Source organism: Oceanospirillum multiglobuliferum (assembly GCF_900167095.1).
GTDB lineage: Bacteria > Pseudomonadota > Gammaproteobacteria > Pseudomonadales > Halomonadaceae > Oceanospirillum > Oceanospirillum multiglobuliferum.
This window is the reverse complement of sequence record NZ_FUXG01000001.1, coordinates 1-13,982: the sequence shown is the minus strand read 5'-3', so window position 1 is coordinate 13,982 and position 13,982 is coordinate 1. Positions and strand designations below refer to the sequence as shown.

Sequence of the window (13,982 nt, the reverse complement as noted above, 5' to 3'; positions counted from 1 at the left end):
ATAATGTGACTCTCTGAGCGATCGCAAAGGAGCAAATTAATGGTCGACAAAAAATTATCGGGTGCTGGTCTGCGTGGCCAGTCGGCAGGTGAAACCGCACTTTGTACAGTAGGTAAAACCGGCGCGGGTTTAACTTATCGCGGTTATGACATCAAAGAATTGGCAGACAAAGCACTGTTTGAAGAAGTGTCTTATCTGTTGGCTTACGGCAAGCTGCCAAATCAAGCTGAGCTTGATGCTTATATGGCAAAGCTGAAAACCCTACGTGGTTTACCAGATGCTTTGAAAGTAGTTTTAGAACAGATTCCTGCTGATGCACATCCAATGGATGTGATGCGTACGGGTTGCTCAATGTTGGGTAACTTAGAGACTGAGCAAGATTTCTCTGAGCAAACCGACCATATCGATCGTATGCTGGCGGTATTCCCTGGCATGATCAACTACTGGTACAACTTCAGCCATAACGGCAAGCGTATCGACGTTGAAACAGATGCAGATTCTATTGCAGAACAGTTCCTGTGGACTTTGCATGATAAGAAGCCTGAGCCGCTGCACGTTAAAGTGATGCACGCGTCTTTGATTCTGTACGCAGAGCATGAGTTCAATGCTTCTACGTTCACTGCACGTGTTTGTGCGTCTACGTTGTCTGATATTCACAGCTGTGTAACTGCTGCGATTGGCTCGCTACGTGGCCCACTACATGGTGGCGCTAACGAAGCTGCAATGGACATGATTGAACAGTGGAAATCAGCAGACGAAGCTGAAGAAGCGATCATGGGTATGTTGGCGCGTAAAGATAAGATCATGGGCTTTGGTCACGCGATCTATCGTGAGTCAGATCCACGTAACGCGATTATCAAAGAATGGTCAGAAAAGCTGTCTGCACAAGTGGGTGATACTCATCTGTATGCAGTATCTGAGCGTGTTGAATCGGTCATGTGGCGTGAGAAGAAACTGTTCTGTAACGCAGACTTCTTCCATGCATCGGCTTACCACTTCATGGGTATTCCAACTAAGCTGTTCACACCGATCTTTGTGTGTTCACGTGCATCAGGTTGGACCGCTCACGTAATGGAGCAGCGCTCTAACAACCGTATTATTCGCCCAAGTGCGGATTATACTGGCCCAGAGTCATCGGCTTGGGTGGCTATCGAAGACCGCGCTTAAAAAATTTCGGCAGGGCTGGACAAATACTTGCCTCAAACGCCCTTGGCCCCTGCCTTTTTTATTATGGCTATCGGAGAACTCCGATAGCCATTTTAGAACCGATTCAAAAGGGTTTTAGGCTAGCCCTATCGCCTTGCAAGTCCCTCTAAACATTTCTCGAGTGGATTCCTGACATCATGAATACTGAATATCGCAAATCTCTTTCTGGCACTTCTCTGGATTATTTCGATACCCGCGCTGCGGTTGAAGCGATCCAACCGGGTGCTTATGCCACGCTGCCTTATACCTCACGTATTTTGGCAGAGCAGTTGGTGCGTCGCTGTGAGCCTGAAGCGCTGACAGATTCTTTGAAACAGCTTATTGAGCGCAAACGTGACTTGGACTTTCCTTGGTATCCAGCGCGTGTAGTATGTCATGACATTTTGGGTCAGACCGCTCTAGTAGATCTTGCAGGTCTGCGTGATGCGATTGCAGAGCAAGGCGGCGATCCGTCTAAAGTTAACCCTGTAGTACCAACACAGTTAATTGTTGACCACTCTCTGGCGGTTGAAGCGGCAGGTTTTGATCCTGATGCATTTGAGAAAAACCGTGCCATTGAAGATCGTCGTAACGATGACCGTTTCCACTTTATCGAGTGGTGCAAAACTGCATTTGATAACGTTGATGTGATCCCTGCTGGTAACGGCATCATGCACCAGATCAACTTGGAGAAAATGTCTCCAGTGATTCAGGCACGTGACGGTGTGGCATTCCCTGATACTTGCGTAGGGACTGACTCACACACACCTCATGTTGATGCATTAGGTGTAGTGGCGATTGGTGTGGGTGGTTTAGAAGCTGAAACTGTGATGTTAGGCTTGCCGTCTATGATGCGTCTGCCAGACATTATCGGTGTTGAGCTGGTGGGCAAACGTCAGCCAGGCATCACTGCAACCGATATCGTATTGGCGATTACTGAATTCCTGCGTAACGAAAAAGTGGTATCGGCTTACCTAGAGTTCTTCGGTGAAGGTGCTAAAGCACTGTCAATTGGTGATCGTGCTACGATCTCTAACATGACACCTGAGTTCGGTGCATCAGCAGGTATGTTCTATATCGACGAACAAACCATTGAGTATCTGAAACTGACAGGCCGTGAACCAGAGCAAGTGGCACTGGTTGAGCAGTATGCGAAAGAGACTGGCCTATGGGCAGATGATTTGGCTACGGCAGAATACGAGCGTGTATTGAAGTTTGATCTGTCAACGGTTGTACGCAACATGGCGGGTCCATCTAACCCACATCGTCGTTTACCAACCTCTGATTTGGCTTCTCGTGGAATTGCGGGCGACGCTATGCTGGCTTCTGCTAAAGCGGAAGAAACTGAAGGTTTAATGCCAGATGGTGCGGTCATTATCGCAGCGATCACCTCTTGTACTAACACCTCGAATCCACGCAACGTAGTAGCGGCAGGTTTGGTGGCTAAGAAAGCCAACGAATTAGGCCTAGTGCGTAAACCTTGGGTGAAATCTTCATTTGCACCGGGTTCTAAGGTTGCCAAACTTTATCTGGAAAAAGCAGGCCTTCTGTCTGAGATGGAAAAGCTGGGCTTTGGTATCGTGGCATACGCTTGTACAACTTGTAACGGTATGAGTGGTGCGCTAGATCCTGTGATTGAAAAAGAGATCATCGACCGTGATCTATATGCCACGGCTGTACTGTCGGGTAACCGTAACTTTGATGGCCGTATTCACCCACATGCAAAACAGGCTTTCTTAGCTTCGCCTCCGCTAGTTGTGGCTTATGCGATTGCTGGTACGATTCGTTTTGATATCGAAAAAGATGTGCTGGGTACAGACCAAGCGGGCAATCCCGTTACTCTGAAAGACATTTGGCCAAGCGATGAAGAGATTGATACATTGGTTGAGCAGAGTGTAACCCCTGAGCAGTTCAAGCAGGTTTACATTCCGATGTTTGATTTGGGTGCCGTTGAGCGTTCTAAGAGCCCTCTATACGACTGGCGCCCACAGACTACCTATATCCGTCGCCCTCCATACTGGGAAGGTGCATTAGCGGGTGAGCGTACCATGAAAGGTATGGTGCCGCTGGCGGTATTGGGTGACAACATCACGACTGACCACCTATCACCTTCTAACGCGATTCAGGCGTCTAGTGCGGCGGGTGAGTATTGCGCCAAGATGGGTCTACCAGAAGAAGACTTTAACTCTTACGCTACGCACCGTGGTGACCACTTAACGGCTCAGCGTGCAACTTTTGCTAACCCTAAACTGTTGAACGAAATGTGCCGTGATGAAAACGGTAATGTGAAACAGGGCTCTTTGGCACGTATTGAGCCAGAAGGCGTAGAAAGCCGTATGTGGGAAGCGATTGAAACCTACATGGAGCGCAAACAGCCACTGATCATTATTGCTGGTGCTGATTACGGTCAAGGCTCTTCTCGTGACTGGGCGGCTAAAGGTGTGCGTCTAGCAGGCGTTGAGGCGATTGTTGCAGAAGGTTTTGAGCGTATTCACCGTACTAACCTTGTTGGTATGGGCGTGCTGCCGCTTGAGTTTAAAGCTGGCGAGACTCGTATGACTTACGGCATTGACGGTACTGAAACCTATGATGTGGTCGGCGATTTGTCTCCACGTACTGACCTGACAGTTGTGATGACCCGTCGCAACGGTGAGCAAGTTTCAATCCCTGTGACCTGCCGCTTAGATACCGCCGCAGAAGTGTCGGTTTATCAAGCTGGTGGCGTATTACAACGCTTTGCAAAAGACTTTCTTGAGTCAAACGCGAACTAAGCAGCGCTGATACTGCTATCAGCCTGATAGTCTACCCTTGCGGCCATCCCATCAGGATCTCGTCCTCCTGATGGGATGGTGCAGCAAGGTTAGATAAACGCTAAACCTTTCTCTTTGCGGTTCAACTTGCACCGCTTGATTGATCAGGAAATCTCCACATGGCTCACGTTCCTCAAATTAAGATTCCAGCAACTTATATCCGTGGCGGCACCAGTAAAGGTGTTTTTTTTCGTTTACAAGACCTGCCAGAAGTTGCACAAGTACCCGGTGAAGCACGCGATAAAATTTTGATGCGTGTGATTGGCAGTCCTGATCCATACGGTCAACAGATTGACGGTATGGGTGGTGCAACCTCTAGTACCTCTAAAACCGTTATTCTAGACAAAAGCACGCAGCCTGATCACGATGTGGACTATCTGTTTGGTCAAGTCGCCATCAACAAAGCATTCGTGGATTGGTCTGGCAACTGCGGTAACTTAACGGCAGCGGTCGGCGCGTTTGCGATTGCTGGTGGTTTGGTTGACCCTGCGCGTATCCCTGAAAATGGTATCTGTACCGTACGCATCTGGCAGAAAAACATTCAGAAAACCATTATTGCCCATGTGCCAATCACCAATGGTGAGGTGCAAGAAACGGGTGATTTTGAGTTGGATGGTGTCACGTTCCCTGCTGCGGAAGTGGTGATTGAGTTTATGGACCCTGCCGATGGCGAAGGTTCTATGTTCCCTACGGGTAACTTGGTGGATGACCTAGAGGTGCCGGGTATTGGCACTTTCAAAGCCACCATGATCAATTCCGGTATTCCGACTATTTTCGTGAATGCAGCGGATATTGGTTATACCGGTACTGAGCTGCAAAAAGATCTGAACTCTGATGTTGAGGCTTTGGCACGTTTTGAAACCATGCGCGCCTATGGTGCGGTCAAAATGGGTTTGATTTCAGACATCTCTGAAGCGGCGGCACGTCAGCATACGCCTAAAATTGCCTTTGTTGCACCTGCTACTGATTATGTGAGTTCAAGCGGCAAACAGATTTCGGCCAGTGAGATTGATGTTTGTGTTCGCGCTTTGTCGATGGGCAAGCTGCACCATGCCATGATGGGCACAGCATCTGTTGCTATTGCCACTGCAGCAGCGGTTCCCGGCACCTTGGTGAACTTAGCGGCTGGTGGTGTTGAGCGCGATGCAGTCGTGTTTGGACACCCTTCAGGTACGTTGCGCGTAGGTGCAGCGGCAGCAGAGGTGGATGGTGAATGGACTGCTACTAAAGCAGTCATGAGCCGTAGCGCCCGTGTGTTAATGGAAGGCTTTGTGCGTATTCCAGGGGATGCGTTCTAACCTGAAAATTAAGCGCCCAAAATGCAAAAAACCCACGTCATCACGTGGGTTTTTTTGTTTTAGCAGATGTTGATTATGATCAGTTAGGCGTAAAGTTTTGCCACCCAGTCATCCATCTGTGCTTGAACTTGTTCTGGTGTATCGGCTTGCAAGTTCAGGTGGCCCATTTTACGGCCTGCTTTCAGAGACTTGTTGTAGCGATGCAACTGCGTATTGGTGGTTAAGGTTTGCTCTGGTTGTGCATCAATCCCCAGTAGGTTCACCATGCCAGCAGCGCCTTGAGCCAGTTGTGCACGACCCAGTGGTAAACCGCAAACTGCACGTATGTGGTTTTCAAACTGACTGACCACGCCAGCATTCATCGACCAATGGCCGCTGTTGTGTACGCGAGGGGCTAGCTCGTTGACCACAATGCCCTGCTCGGTAACAAAGCATTCCATTGTCAGTACACCAACGTAGTTAGAGGCTGCTAGCAAGTTGCGCATGATGGCGATAGCTTGGTCGCGCTGCTCTGAGCTGACCTGTTGTGCAGGGACTAAGGTGGTGAGCAGAATGCCGTTGCGATGTTCGTTCTCCGCAACGGGGTAGATCTCAATCTCGCCTTGTACGTTACGGGCGGCAATTACAGAGACTTCAACAGAGAAATCAACACGCTCTTCTGCAACGCACTCTTGGACGCACACACTGTCATCTAATGCAGCAACCTCTAGAGAGGATTTCAGGCGCCATTGGCTATAGCCGTCATAGCCCCCTGCGCAGCTTTTCAGAATGATGGTAGGCTTATTGTCATCTTTAGGTAAACGCGCTTGAGCTTGCTCAAGTGCAGACTCAATATCTGCCCGAGTATTAGTCAGATAAAAGTGCGCAGTAGGTGCACCCTGAGCTTGCAGCCAACGTTTTTCATTGGCTCGATGACGGCACACATCAATCATGTCAGGATCAGGGTAAACTGGACAGAAGGCTTGTAGTTCACGCAGTAGCTGAGTATTCACTGCTTCTTTTTCAACAGTGATGCGGTCTGGGCTGCCCAGTGCCAGATAAAGTGCTTCAGCCGTGAGCGCTGAATCATAATGCACAACAGTACCTAGGCCGTTCACGCAGTCGGTGTTGTCACCTGCATCTGCTAGAAAGCTGAACTCAAGTCCCATTGTCCAGCCTGACAAGGCCATCATACGTGCTAATTGTCCAGAACCTACAATCGCTATCTTCATTTGTTCAGTTTACCTCTGTTGTAGACTTTCAGATTAAGCTTCGTCGATCAATTCAAAGCTAACCGCATCAGTTTGTTTCTGACGCCACTGCTGCAAACGCTGGCTGAGCGCCTCATCTTCAATGGCTAACATTTGAGCCGCCATCAGACCGGCGTTAAAGGCACCTGCTTCACCAATCGCTTGTGTTGCCACTGCAACGCCTTTAGGCATCTGCACAATAGACAGTAAGCTGTCCATGCCTTTCAGGTGGCGACTGGCAACAGGTACACCAATAACAGGTAGAACGGTTTCAGCAGCAATCATGCCTGGTAGGTGTGCTGCGCCCCCTGCACCCGCAATAATCACTTTAACACCTTCCTCTTTTGCTCTGCCTGCAAACTCAGCCAAACGTTTTGGAGTACGGTGAGCAGAAACAACGCCAGCGGTAAATTCAACACCCAGCTCCTGAAGTGGCAGTGTTGCGGCTTTCATAGTCGCCCAATCAGACTGAGACCCCATGACAATTGTGACTTTTGCAAACTTCATCTTGTACTCCAAATAGTAAGACTTTAAAAGAGTGTGACCCTTAACCTCCAAACCAATGCTGCGCCAGACTGAGGTATAGTGGAATACCCACAATCACATTAAACGGAAATGTCACCGCTAATGAGGCTGTTAATGCCAAGCTTAAATTGGCTTGTGGCAGAGAGACTGACAGTGCCGCAGGTACTGCGATATAGGATGCACTGGCACCTAATACGGCCATCAATACAACGCCACCTAGGCTGAGCTCAAGCATCGAGCCTAATAATGCACCGGCTAAAGCGCCAATGAGGGGCATGAAAATACCAAAACTGATCAGAAATGCACTCTGTGTTTTCAAATCATGCAATTTTTCTGCAGCCTTTTGCCCCATCGCCAACAGGAATAAAGCCAACACACCATGAAAGAGTGTGCCAAAGAATGGCTGTACGCTCTGTACACGATCTCCTGCCCATGCACCAATAACTAATCCCCCCAGAAGTAAAAATACCCCTTGGTTGAAAAAGATTTCATGGGCCAGCACTTTGATATTCAGGCATTGTCCCTTTTGACGGGCGAGCATTATACCTATTGCAATCGCTGGTGCCTCAAGTAATGCAACAAAAAGTGGAAAATATGCTTCATAGGCGATGTTTTGCACATCTAAAATGGCCACTGCAACCGCATAGGTGCCGACACTGACAGAACCATAGTGTGCGGCAGTCGCGGCGGCATCGGTTTTAGACCAACCTCCAAACCAGCGCAACAGAGGATATGCCACAAAAGGCAGTAAAAACCCGAAAAGTATCACGGCAATGGATTGGACCAGAATATTCTCGCCAGCGTGTTGATGAAGGGCGTAACCCCCTTTTAATCCGATCGCTAACAATAAAAATAGCACGCAGGTTTGATATAAGCCTTTAGGAAAGTCGATCTTCGCCCCTAAAAGGGTTGCCACAAGGCCAAGGATGAAAAATGCAACGACAATATCCAGAGACATATTCTATTACTCCATTGTTTGACGATGGAGCACCCAAACAGCAATGTTCAGGACAAAAATCGCCGCGCCAGTTAAAGAAAGCGTCCAAGGAATGATGTTATCTAAAGCCAGTACCAGTCCGATTATCATCACAATTAGGCCGCTTAAAAGGCCGAAACTCAGTTGTTTGTTGTTCATTTGCTACTCTCCATCATGATGCTCTGATATGTGAGACTATTGTCTATGGCTTTCTCTATAGATAAAAATAGATTGTCTCTAAGTTATGTATAGATAATCATCTATGATTTGGTGAGAAAAGGAGAGCGTCCTGTGGCGTCACGTTTACATGCTCGAGTGGGTACATTAAGGCAGATGGAGATTCTGTTGGCGGTTTACCGCTCAGGTAGCATCACAGGTGCTGCTGAACAGTTGCATCTCACTCAACCAACGGTGTCTATGCAGCTAAGCAAGTTGGCTGAGAGCTTGGATATTGCGCTCTATTACACGGTGGGGAAAAAAATCTGTTTTACCGAGGCGGGAGAGGCAGCGGTACAAACCGCTATCGAGGTGTTGGCTTGTTTTGAGCGTCTGGATATGACGCTTTCAGGTTTAAAGGGCTTGATGCAAGGCACATTGAGCCTTTCGATCGTGACCACGGCCAAATACTTTATTCCGCACCTGATTGGTGATTTTAGCCAACAAAATCCTCAAATTGATGCTCGCTTTCGTGTAGGCAATCGGCGCCAGATTATTGAACAGTTAACTGCAGGTTTGGATGACTTCTATGTGTTTAGCCATCCTCCGGCAAATGATAGGCTTGAGCTGATTGAGTTTTTATCTAATCGGTTAGTGGCCATTGCCCCCAAATCGCATCCATTGGCACAAAAAAAACGTGTCACATTGTCAGAGTTTTGCCAAGCCCCCTTTCTGATGCGGGAGGAGGGGTCAGGGACTCGACATGCCATTGACAGTTATCTTGCCCATCTGGGCTGTACCTTAAATGTCCGCATGACCATTGAGAGTAATGAAGCGATTAAATATGCTGTGATGTCAGGAATGGGCGTGTCGATTCTGTCTGAGCACACCTTAGCTTTTGGTGATAGAACGGGCTTGGCAATTTTAGAGGTCGATCAGCTTTCTATAGTGACCCACTGGTATTTGGTGCGTTTGAAAAATAAGCCGATGTCGCCAGTGGCAAAAGCCTTTTTGGACTTTATTCGCCAAAACTCGCCTCGTGTTTTTCGTATCAATGCTGAGGGTGATACTCCTTGAAGCCAAGCTTGTGCACTCTTGCTTTTTGATGTCAGCTTAGATTCAGCCCTCAGTTGTATTCGGCTATTTACATTAGGGTTGCTGTAGGGCAAAAACTTAAATTTGTAGGCTTAAAAATTATAGCTTTCTGAGCTTTTTTGCATGACAATCGCGACGTTTTTATGAACGGAGTTGAGAAGGTTTTTAACCTCAAACAACGGCTGAAAAAAAGAAGCGCTTGAGAGTTTTTAGATAAGCTCTTAAGGGGTTTATTTTGGTTCCCTGCTTTCGGGAGATAATAACAGATGAAAAATGGCAAGTTTGCACTGAAAACCCTAACTGCTGCATTGGCTTTGACCTGCTCTGTAAGCGCTATCGCTGAAGAGTTGCACGTTTACAACTGGTCAGATTACATTGCAGAAGACACTATCAGTCGCTTTCAAGCGCAAACTGGTATCAAAGTAACCTACGACGTTTATGACTCAAACGAAGTGCTAGAAGCTAAGCTGCTAGCAGGTCGCAGTGGCTATGATCTGGTTTTCCCAACAGCGTTACCTTTTGCTGATCGCCATATTCGCGCCAATATTTATCAGCCGTTAGACAAGTCTCAGCTGAGCAACTACGACAATATCGACAAAGGTCTGCTGAATAACCTATCTGCGGTTGATGCGGGTAACCAGCATGTTGTGCCGTACATGTGGGGTACAACAGGTATTGGTATTAACCTGAAGAAAGTGAAAGAGATTCTAGGTGATGATATGCCACTAGATTCTTGGAAACTGATCTTTGATCCTAAAATCGCAGCGAAACTGTCCTCTTGCGGTATCTCTTTGATGGATGACCCTAACGAAGTGTTTGCAGCGGCACACGCTTACAAAGGCGAAGACCACACCGATTTCTCTAAAAAGTCTTTAGATGCTGCCGCGAAAACGGTAACGGCAACGCGTACCAATATTCGTTACTTCCACGGTTCTCAGTACATTAATGACCTAGCGAACGGTGATCTTTGCGTTGCGCACGGTTATAGCGGTGATATCCTGCAAGCCCGTGCTCGTGCAGAAGAAGCGAATAACGGTGTTGAAGTGGCTTATCTAGTGCCATCTGAGGGTGCTGTTGTTTGGACTGACGTGATGGCGATTCCGGCAGATGCACCAAACAAAGATGCGGCTCACAAGTTCATCAACTTCTTGATGCAGCCGGATGTCATCGCACCAATCTCTAACTATGTGGCTTATGCTAATGCAAACAGTGCTGCAACAGAGTTGGTTGATGATGCGATCAAAAATGATCCGGGTATCTACCCACCGCAGCAAACTCGCGATAAGTTTATTACGCTGAAAACAGCGACAGATAAAGAGAATCGCGCGATGACTCGGCTCTGGACTCGAGTGAAAACCGGCCAGTAACCAGTCAAAGCAATGCCCCTAACGGGGCATTGTGCTTTTAAGTGTTTAGAGGAGAGATTCAAAGATAATGGCAAACACGCGCTCAACAACTCTGGATGCGCCATGGCAGTCTCCAGAAGAAGAACCTATTGTTCGTATTGAAAACTTGGTGAAGAACTTTGGTTCGGTTTATGCGGTTGATGATATCAGCTTGAGTATTCATCGCGGTGAATTTTTCTCGTTGTTGGGTGCTTCTGGTTGTGGCAAAACTACGCTTTTGCGTATGTTGGCAGGTTTTGAAACCCCAAGTAGTGGTCGTATCTATATTGATGGCCAAGATGTGACCCATGTGCCGCCCTATGAGCGTCCTGTGAATATGATGTTTCAGTCCTATGCACTGTTTCCACATATGTCGGTTGAAGACAATATTGCATTTGGCTTAAAGCAAGAAGGGATGCCAAAAGCTGAGCGTGCTGAGCGTGTGGCTGAAATGATGGAGCTGGTGCAGATTGAGCGCTTTGCCAAACGTAAGCCTCATCAGCTATCCGGTGGCCAGCGTCAGCGTGTGGCATTGGCGCGTGCACTGGCAAAGCACCCTAAGATCTTATTGTTAGATGAGCCGTTGGGTGCATTAGATAAAAAATTACGTGAGAAAACACAGTTTGAGCTAGTGAATATTCAAGAGCGCTTGGGTATTACGTTTATTGTGGTGACTCACGACCAAGAAGAAGCGATGACCATGTCATCACGTATCGCGCTAATGCATGAGGGGCGTCTGGAGCAGGTGGATACCCCTCGTCACATGTATGAGTTCCCTTCAACTCGATATGCCGCCTCATTCATTGGTTCTGTAAACCTATTTCATGGCTATGTTGCTCGTCAACAGGATGACAAGCTTTGGATTCAAAGTGACGATACAGGGGCTGAATTATTGGTGCGTCATAGTCAGCCATTACCAACAGGTGCAGAGGTGTCTGTTGCAATCCGTCCTGAAAAGATTCGCTTGATTGATCAGCCTACTGGCTCAGAAAACGAAGTGCAGGGAGTCATCAAAGAGATCGCTTATCTAGGTGATGTCTCCATCTATCACGTTGACTTGCCAACGGGTAAACGAATCCAGTTCACACAGCCTAATATTCAGGCTTTGGCGGAACAGCCCTTAACTTGGGAGCAGTCTGTGACCTTAAGTTGGTTGCCAAATAGTTGTGGGGTATTAACAGAATGAAGCTATTGCAACGGCCTGTTGTGACAGGTCGCGCTTTGATTATTGGCGTGCCTTGGTTATGGCTCAGCATCTTCTTCTTACTGCCATTTCTTTTTGTACTGAAGATCAGTATCTCTGAGCCTATTTTAGCGCAGCCGCCTTATATGGATCTGTTGAGAGAGTTCTCTGATGGTTTAATGACCATCAAGATCAATCTTGGTAATTATCTGTTATTGCTAGAAGATCCCCTTTATTTCAATGCGTTATTAGGCTCTATTGAAGTGGCTGCGCTTTCAACACTGTTTTGTGTGTTGTTGGGTTATCCGATGGCGTATGCGATTGCCCGTGCACCAGATCACATGCGCTTACCACTGTTGATGTTGATTATTTTACCGTTTTGGACGTCGTTTCTGATTCGTGTCTATGCGTGGATCGGTATTCTTAAAAATAATGGTTTGCTCAATCAAGCCTTGATGTGGCTAGGGATTATTGACTCTCCCTTAGAGATTTTGCACACCCCTGTTGCGGTCTATATCGGTATTGTATACAGCTATTTGCCATTTTTTGTGCTGCCGTTGTATGCCACATTGGTCCGTATGGATTTGACATTGCTGGAGGCAGCAGCAGATCTAGGGTGTCGTCCTTGGAAGCAATTTGTACTTGTGACATTGCCGCTCTCTTTACCAGGGTTAATGGCTGGTGCCATGTTGGTATTTATCCCTGTTATGGGTGAGTTTGTGATTCCAGACCTTTTGGGTGGTCCTAATACATTGATGATAGGCAAATTGATGTGGACGGAATTCTTCAGTAATAAAGATTGGCCTTTAGCCTCTGCGCTTGCGGCGATTCTTTTGATCGTGCTGATCATTCCTTTTGTCATCATGCGGCACTATGAGCAGCGTAATGAGGAGGCAAACTCATGATGCGCAGAATGCCTTTGCTATTTACGGTACTGATCTTTGGTTATGCATTCCTGTATGGCCCAATTATCAGCCTGATGGTCTATTCATTTAATGAAAGCCGCTTAGTGACCGTTTGGGCGGGATTTAGTACCCATTGGTATGCAGAGCTGCTAAACAATGAGCCTTTGCTGAATGCGGCATGGCTTAGTGTTAAATTAGCAGCGATCACCGCAACGCTTGCTGTGATGCTGGGGACTTTAACCTCCCTAGCATTGGTGAAGTTTCGCCAGTTTAAAGGTCGGGCGGTGATGCAAACGATGGTGGCTGCACCGCTGGTGATGCCTGAGGTGATTATTGGTCTTTCACTCTTGCTGCTATTTGTGGCGATGGAAGATTGGTTGGGGTGGCCTGAAGGGCGTGGACAACTGACAATCATACTCGCACACGCCACTTTTGCGACGGCCTATGTCACGGTTGTCGTGCAAAGTCGATTGGCGAACATGGATAAGTCTCTGGAGGAGGCTGCGTTAGATCTGGGAGCGAAACCGCTCAAAGTTTTCTTCGCGATCACCTTGCCTATTATCTCTCCAGCATTGATTGCGGGCTGGTTGTTGGCGTTCACACTATCGATGGATGACTTGGTTGTGGCCAGTTTCGTATCAGGGCCAGGATCAACAACCTTGCCAATGGTGGTGTATTCAAGTGTACGCTTAGGTGTTAGCCCTCAAATCAATGCGCTCGCAACTATTATTGTAGTGGTCGTAAGTCTAGCTGTAGCCATTGCTGGATATGTAATGTATCGACAGGAAAAGCAAGTGAAACACTAGTCAGCTACTAATATTTGTCATTACTATACCAAAGCCTGCTATTTAGCGGGCTTTTGCGTATTAAAACCCTGTAAGACTGCTCGCCATCGCCACTTCTACTCTTATTTTTACTCTTTATTATCTTTTTTCAAAAAAACAGTTGCGCAATGCATTCTGCTGCGTATAATACGCGCTCTCTAGTCAGGCAAGGCTTGATTGGAAGTGTTAAGTGCTTGTTTATACTGATGTTTTTGAGTGCGATATTTGATTGGTTCGGTTTTCTGAGTTGGTCGGCACTGAAAAGAAAGTTGAAAAAAGTGGTTGACAATACGAGGTTCGGTTCTGTAGAATACGCAGCCTCAGTTGAGCGAAGTGATCGAGATTCTGTCTCTCCTTCGATTAACTAAATTGCTCTTTAAAAATTCAATCAGATAATTCGTGTGGGCGCTT

At 47.3% G+C, this 13,982-nt stretch carries 12 protein-coding genes; 8 read left to right on the top strand and 4 right to left on the bottom strand.

What is annotated here, in order from left to right; all coding sequences use genetic code 11:
- The first annotated feature begins 39 nt into the window (after positions 1 to 39).
- From prpC to prpF, 3 genes are all read left to right on the top strand, one after another.
- A complete protein-coding gene (gene prpC, locus B5D26_RS00055) occupies positions 40 to 1,167 on the top strand; it encodes a bifunctional 2-methylcitrate synthase/citrate synthase (RefSeq protein ID WP_078743651.1) in 1,128 nt (375 codons plus the stop codon).
- Between the two features lie 176 nt (positions 1,168 to 1,343).
- Positions 1,344 to 3,956 (top strand): Fe/S-dependent 2-methylisocitrate dehydratase AcnD, encoded by a 2,613-nt coding sequence (gene acnD, locus B5D26_RS00050; protein WP_078743650.1) that lies wholly within the window; start codon positions 1,344 to 1,346, stop codon positions 3,954 to 3,956.
- Between the two features lie 158 nt (positions 3,957 to 4,114).
- A complete protein-coding gene (gene prpF / locus B5D26_RS00045) occupies positions 4,115 to 5,293 on the top strand; it encodes a 2-methylaconitate cis-trans isomerase PrpF (protein ID WP_078743649.1) in 1,179 nt (392 codons plus the stop codon).
- Between the two features lie 83 nt (positions 5,294 to 5,376).
- Here the strand turns inward: prpF and B5D26_RS00040 are convergent, their stop codons facing one another.
- The 4 genes from B5D26_RS00040 to B5D26_RS16130 are packed head-to-tail and all read right to left on the bottom strand — an operon-like array spanning position 5,377 to position 8,182.
- Positions 5,377 to 6,504, bottom strand: coding sequence for a 5-(carboxyamino)imidazole ribonucleotide synthase (locus tag B5D26_RS00040; protein WP_078743648.1), 1,128 nt, complete (start codon positions 6,502 to 6,504; stop codon positions 5,377 to 5,379).
- A 33-nt stretch (positions 6,505 to 6,537) separates the two neighbouring features.
- Positions 6,538 to 7,029, bottom strand: a complete 492-nt coding sequence (purE, locus tag B5D26_RS00035; protein WP_078743647.1) for a 5-(carboxyamino)imidazole ribonucleotide mutase — start codon at positions 7,027 to 7,029, stop codon at positions 6,538 to 6,540.
- 40 nt (positions 7,030 to 7,069) lie between these two features.
- On the bottom strand, positions 7,070 to 8,005 hold the full coding sequence (locus tag B5D26_RS00030) for a sodium-dependent bicarbonate transport family permease (protein ID WP_078743646.1): 936 nt from the start codon (positions 8,003 to 8,005) through the stop codon (positions 7,070 to 7,072).
- Positions 8,006 to 8,011: 6 nt separating this feature from the next.
- Positions 8,012 to 8,182, bottom strand: a complete 171-nt coding sequence (locus tag B5D26_RS16130) for a hypothetical protein (protein WP_159445553.1) — start codon at positions 8,180 to 8,182, stop codon at positions 8,012 to 8,014.
- A 132-nt stretch (positions 8,183 to 8,314) separates the two neighbouring features.
- Between B5D26_RS16130 and B5D26_RS00025 the strand changes: the two genes are divergently transcribed.
- The 5 genes from B5D26_RS00025 (at position 8,315) to B5D26_RS00005 (ending at position 13,553) form a co-directional block, all read left to right on the top strand.
- Positions 8,315 to 9,256, top strand: a complete 942-nt coding sequence (locus B5D26_RS00025) for a LysR family transcriptional regulator (RefSeq protein WP_200810595.1) — start codon at positions 8,315 to 8,317, stop codon at positions 9,254 to 9,256.
- 284 nt (positions 9,257 to 9,540) lie between these two features.
- On the top strand, positions 9,541 to 10,641 hold the full coding sequence (locus tag B5D26_RS00020) for a polyamine ABC transporter substrate-binding protein (RefSeq protein ID WP_078743645.1): 1,101 nt from the start codon (positions 9,541 to 9,543) through the stop codon (positions 10,639 to 10,641).
- A 67-nt stretch (positions 10,642 to 10,708) separates the two neighbouring features.
- Positions 10,709 to 11,845 carry an ABC transporter ATP-binding protein gene (locus tag B5D26_RS00015; protein ID WP_078743644.1) on the top strand — a complete coding sequence of 379 codons (1,137 nt, stop codon included), beginning with the start codon at positions 10,709 to 10,711 and terminating at the stop codon, positions 11,843 to 11,845.
- Entirely contained in the window at positions 11,842 to 12,747 is a 906-nt protein-coding gene (locus tag B5D26_RS00010) for an ABC transporter permease subunit (RefSeq protein ID WP_078743643.1), read from the top strand. Before B5D26_RS00015 ends, B5D26_RS00010 begins: the two co-directional genes overlap by 4 nt.
- Entirely contained in the window at positions 12,744 to 13,553 is an 810-nt protein-coding gene (locus tag B5D26_RS00005) for an ABC transporter permease subunit (protein WP_078743642.1), read from the top strand. Before B5D26_RS00010 ends, B5D26_RS00005 begins: the two co-directional genes overlap by 4 nt.
- The last annotated feature ends 429 nt before the right edge of the window (positions 13,554 to 13,982 follow it).

Coding starts and splice junctions, on each gene's coding strand:
- purE (WP_078743647.1), bottom strand. CDS start 7,029: ATGAAGTTTGCAAAAGTCACAATTGTCATGGGGTCTCAGTCTGATTGG.
- B5D26_RS00010 (WP_078743643.1), top strand. CDS start 11,842: ATGAAGCTATTGCAACGGCCTGTTGTGACAGGTCGCGCTTTGATTATT.
- B5D26_RS00020 (WP_078743645.1), top strand. CDS start 9,541: ATGAAAAATGGCAAGTTTGCACTGAAAACCCTAACTGCTGCATTGGCT.
- B5D26_RS00005 (WP_078743642.1), top strand. CDS start 12,744: ATGATGCGCAGAATGCCTTTGCTATTTACGGTACTGATCTTTGGTTAT.
- B5D26_RS00030 (WP_078743646.1), bottom strand. CDS start 8,005: ATGTCTCTGGATATTGTCGTTGCATTTTTCATCCTTGGCCTTGTGGCA.
- acnD (WP_078743650.1), top strand. CDS start 1,344: ATGAATACTGAATATCGCAAATCTCTTTCTGGCACTTCTCTGGATTAT.
- prpF (WP_078743649.1), top strand. CDS start 4,115: ATGGCTCACGTTCCTCAAATTAAGATTCCAGCAACTTATATCCGTGGC.
- B5D26_RS00040 (WP_078743648.1), bottom strand. CDS start 6,504: ATGAAGATAGCGATTGTAGGTTCTGGACAATTAGCACGTATGATGGCC.
- B5D26_RS00015 (WP_078743644.1), top strand. CDS start 10,709: ATGGCAAACACGCGCTCAACAACTCTGGATGCGCCATGGCAGTCTCCA.
- prpC (WP_078743651.1), top strand. CDS start 40: ATGGTCGACAAAAAATTATCGGGTGCTGGTCTGCGTGGCCAGTCGGCA.
- B5D26_RS16130 (WP_159445553.1), bottom strand. CDS start 8,182: ATGAACAACAAACAACTGAGTTTCGGCCTTTTAAGCGGCCTAATTGTG.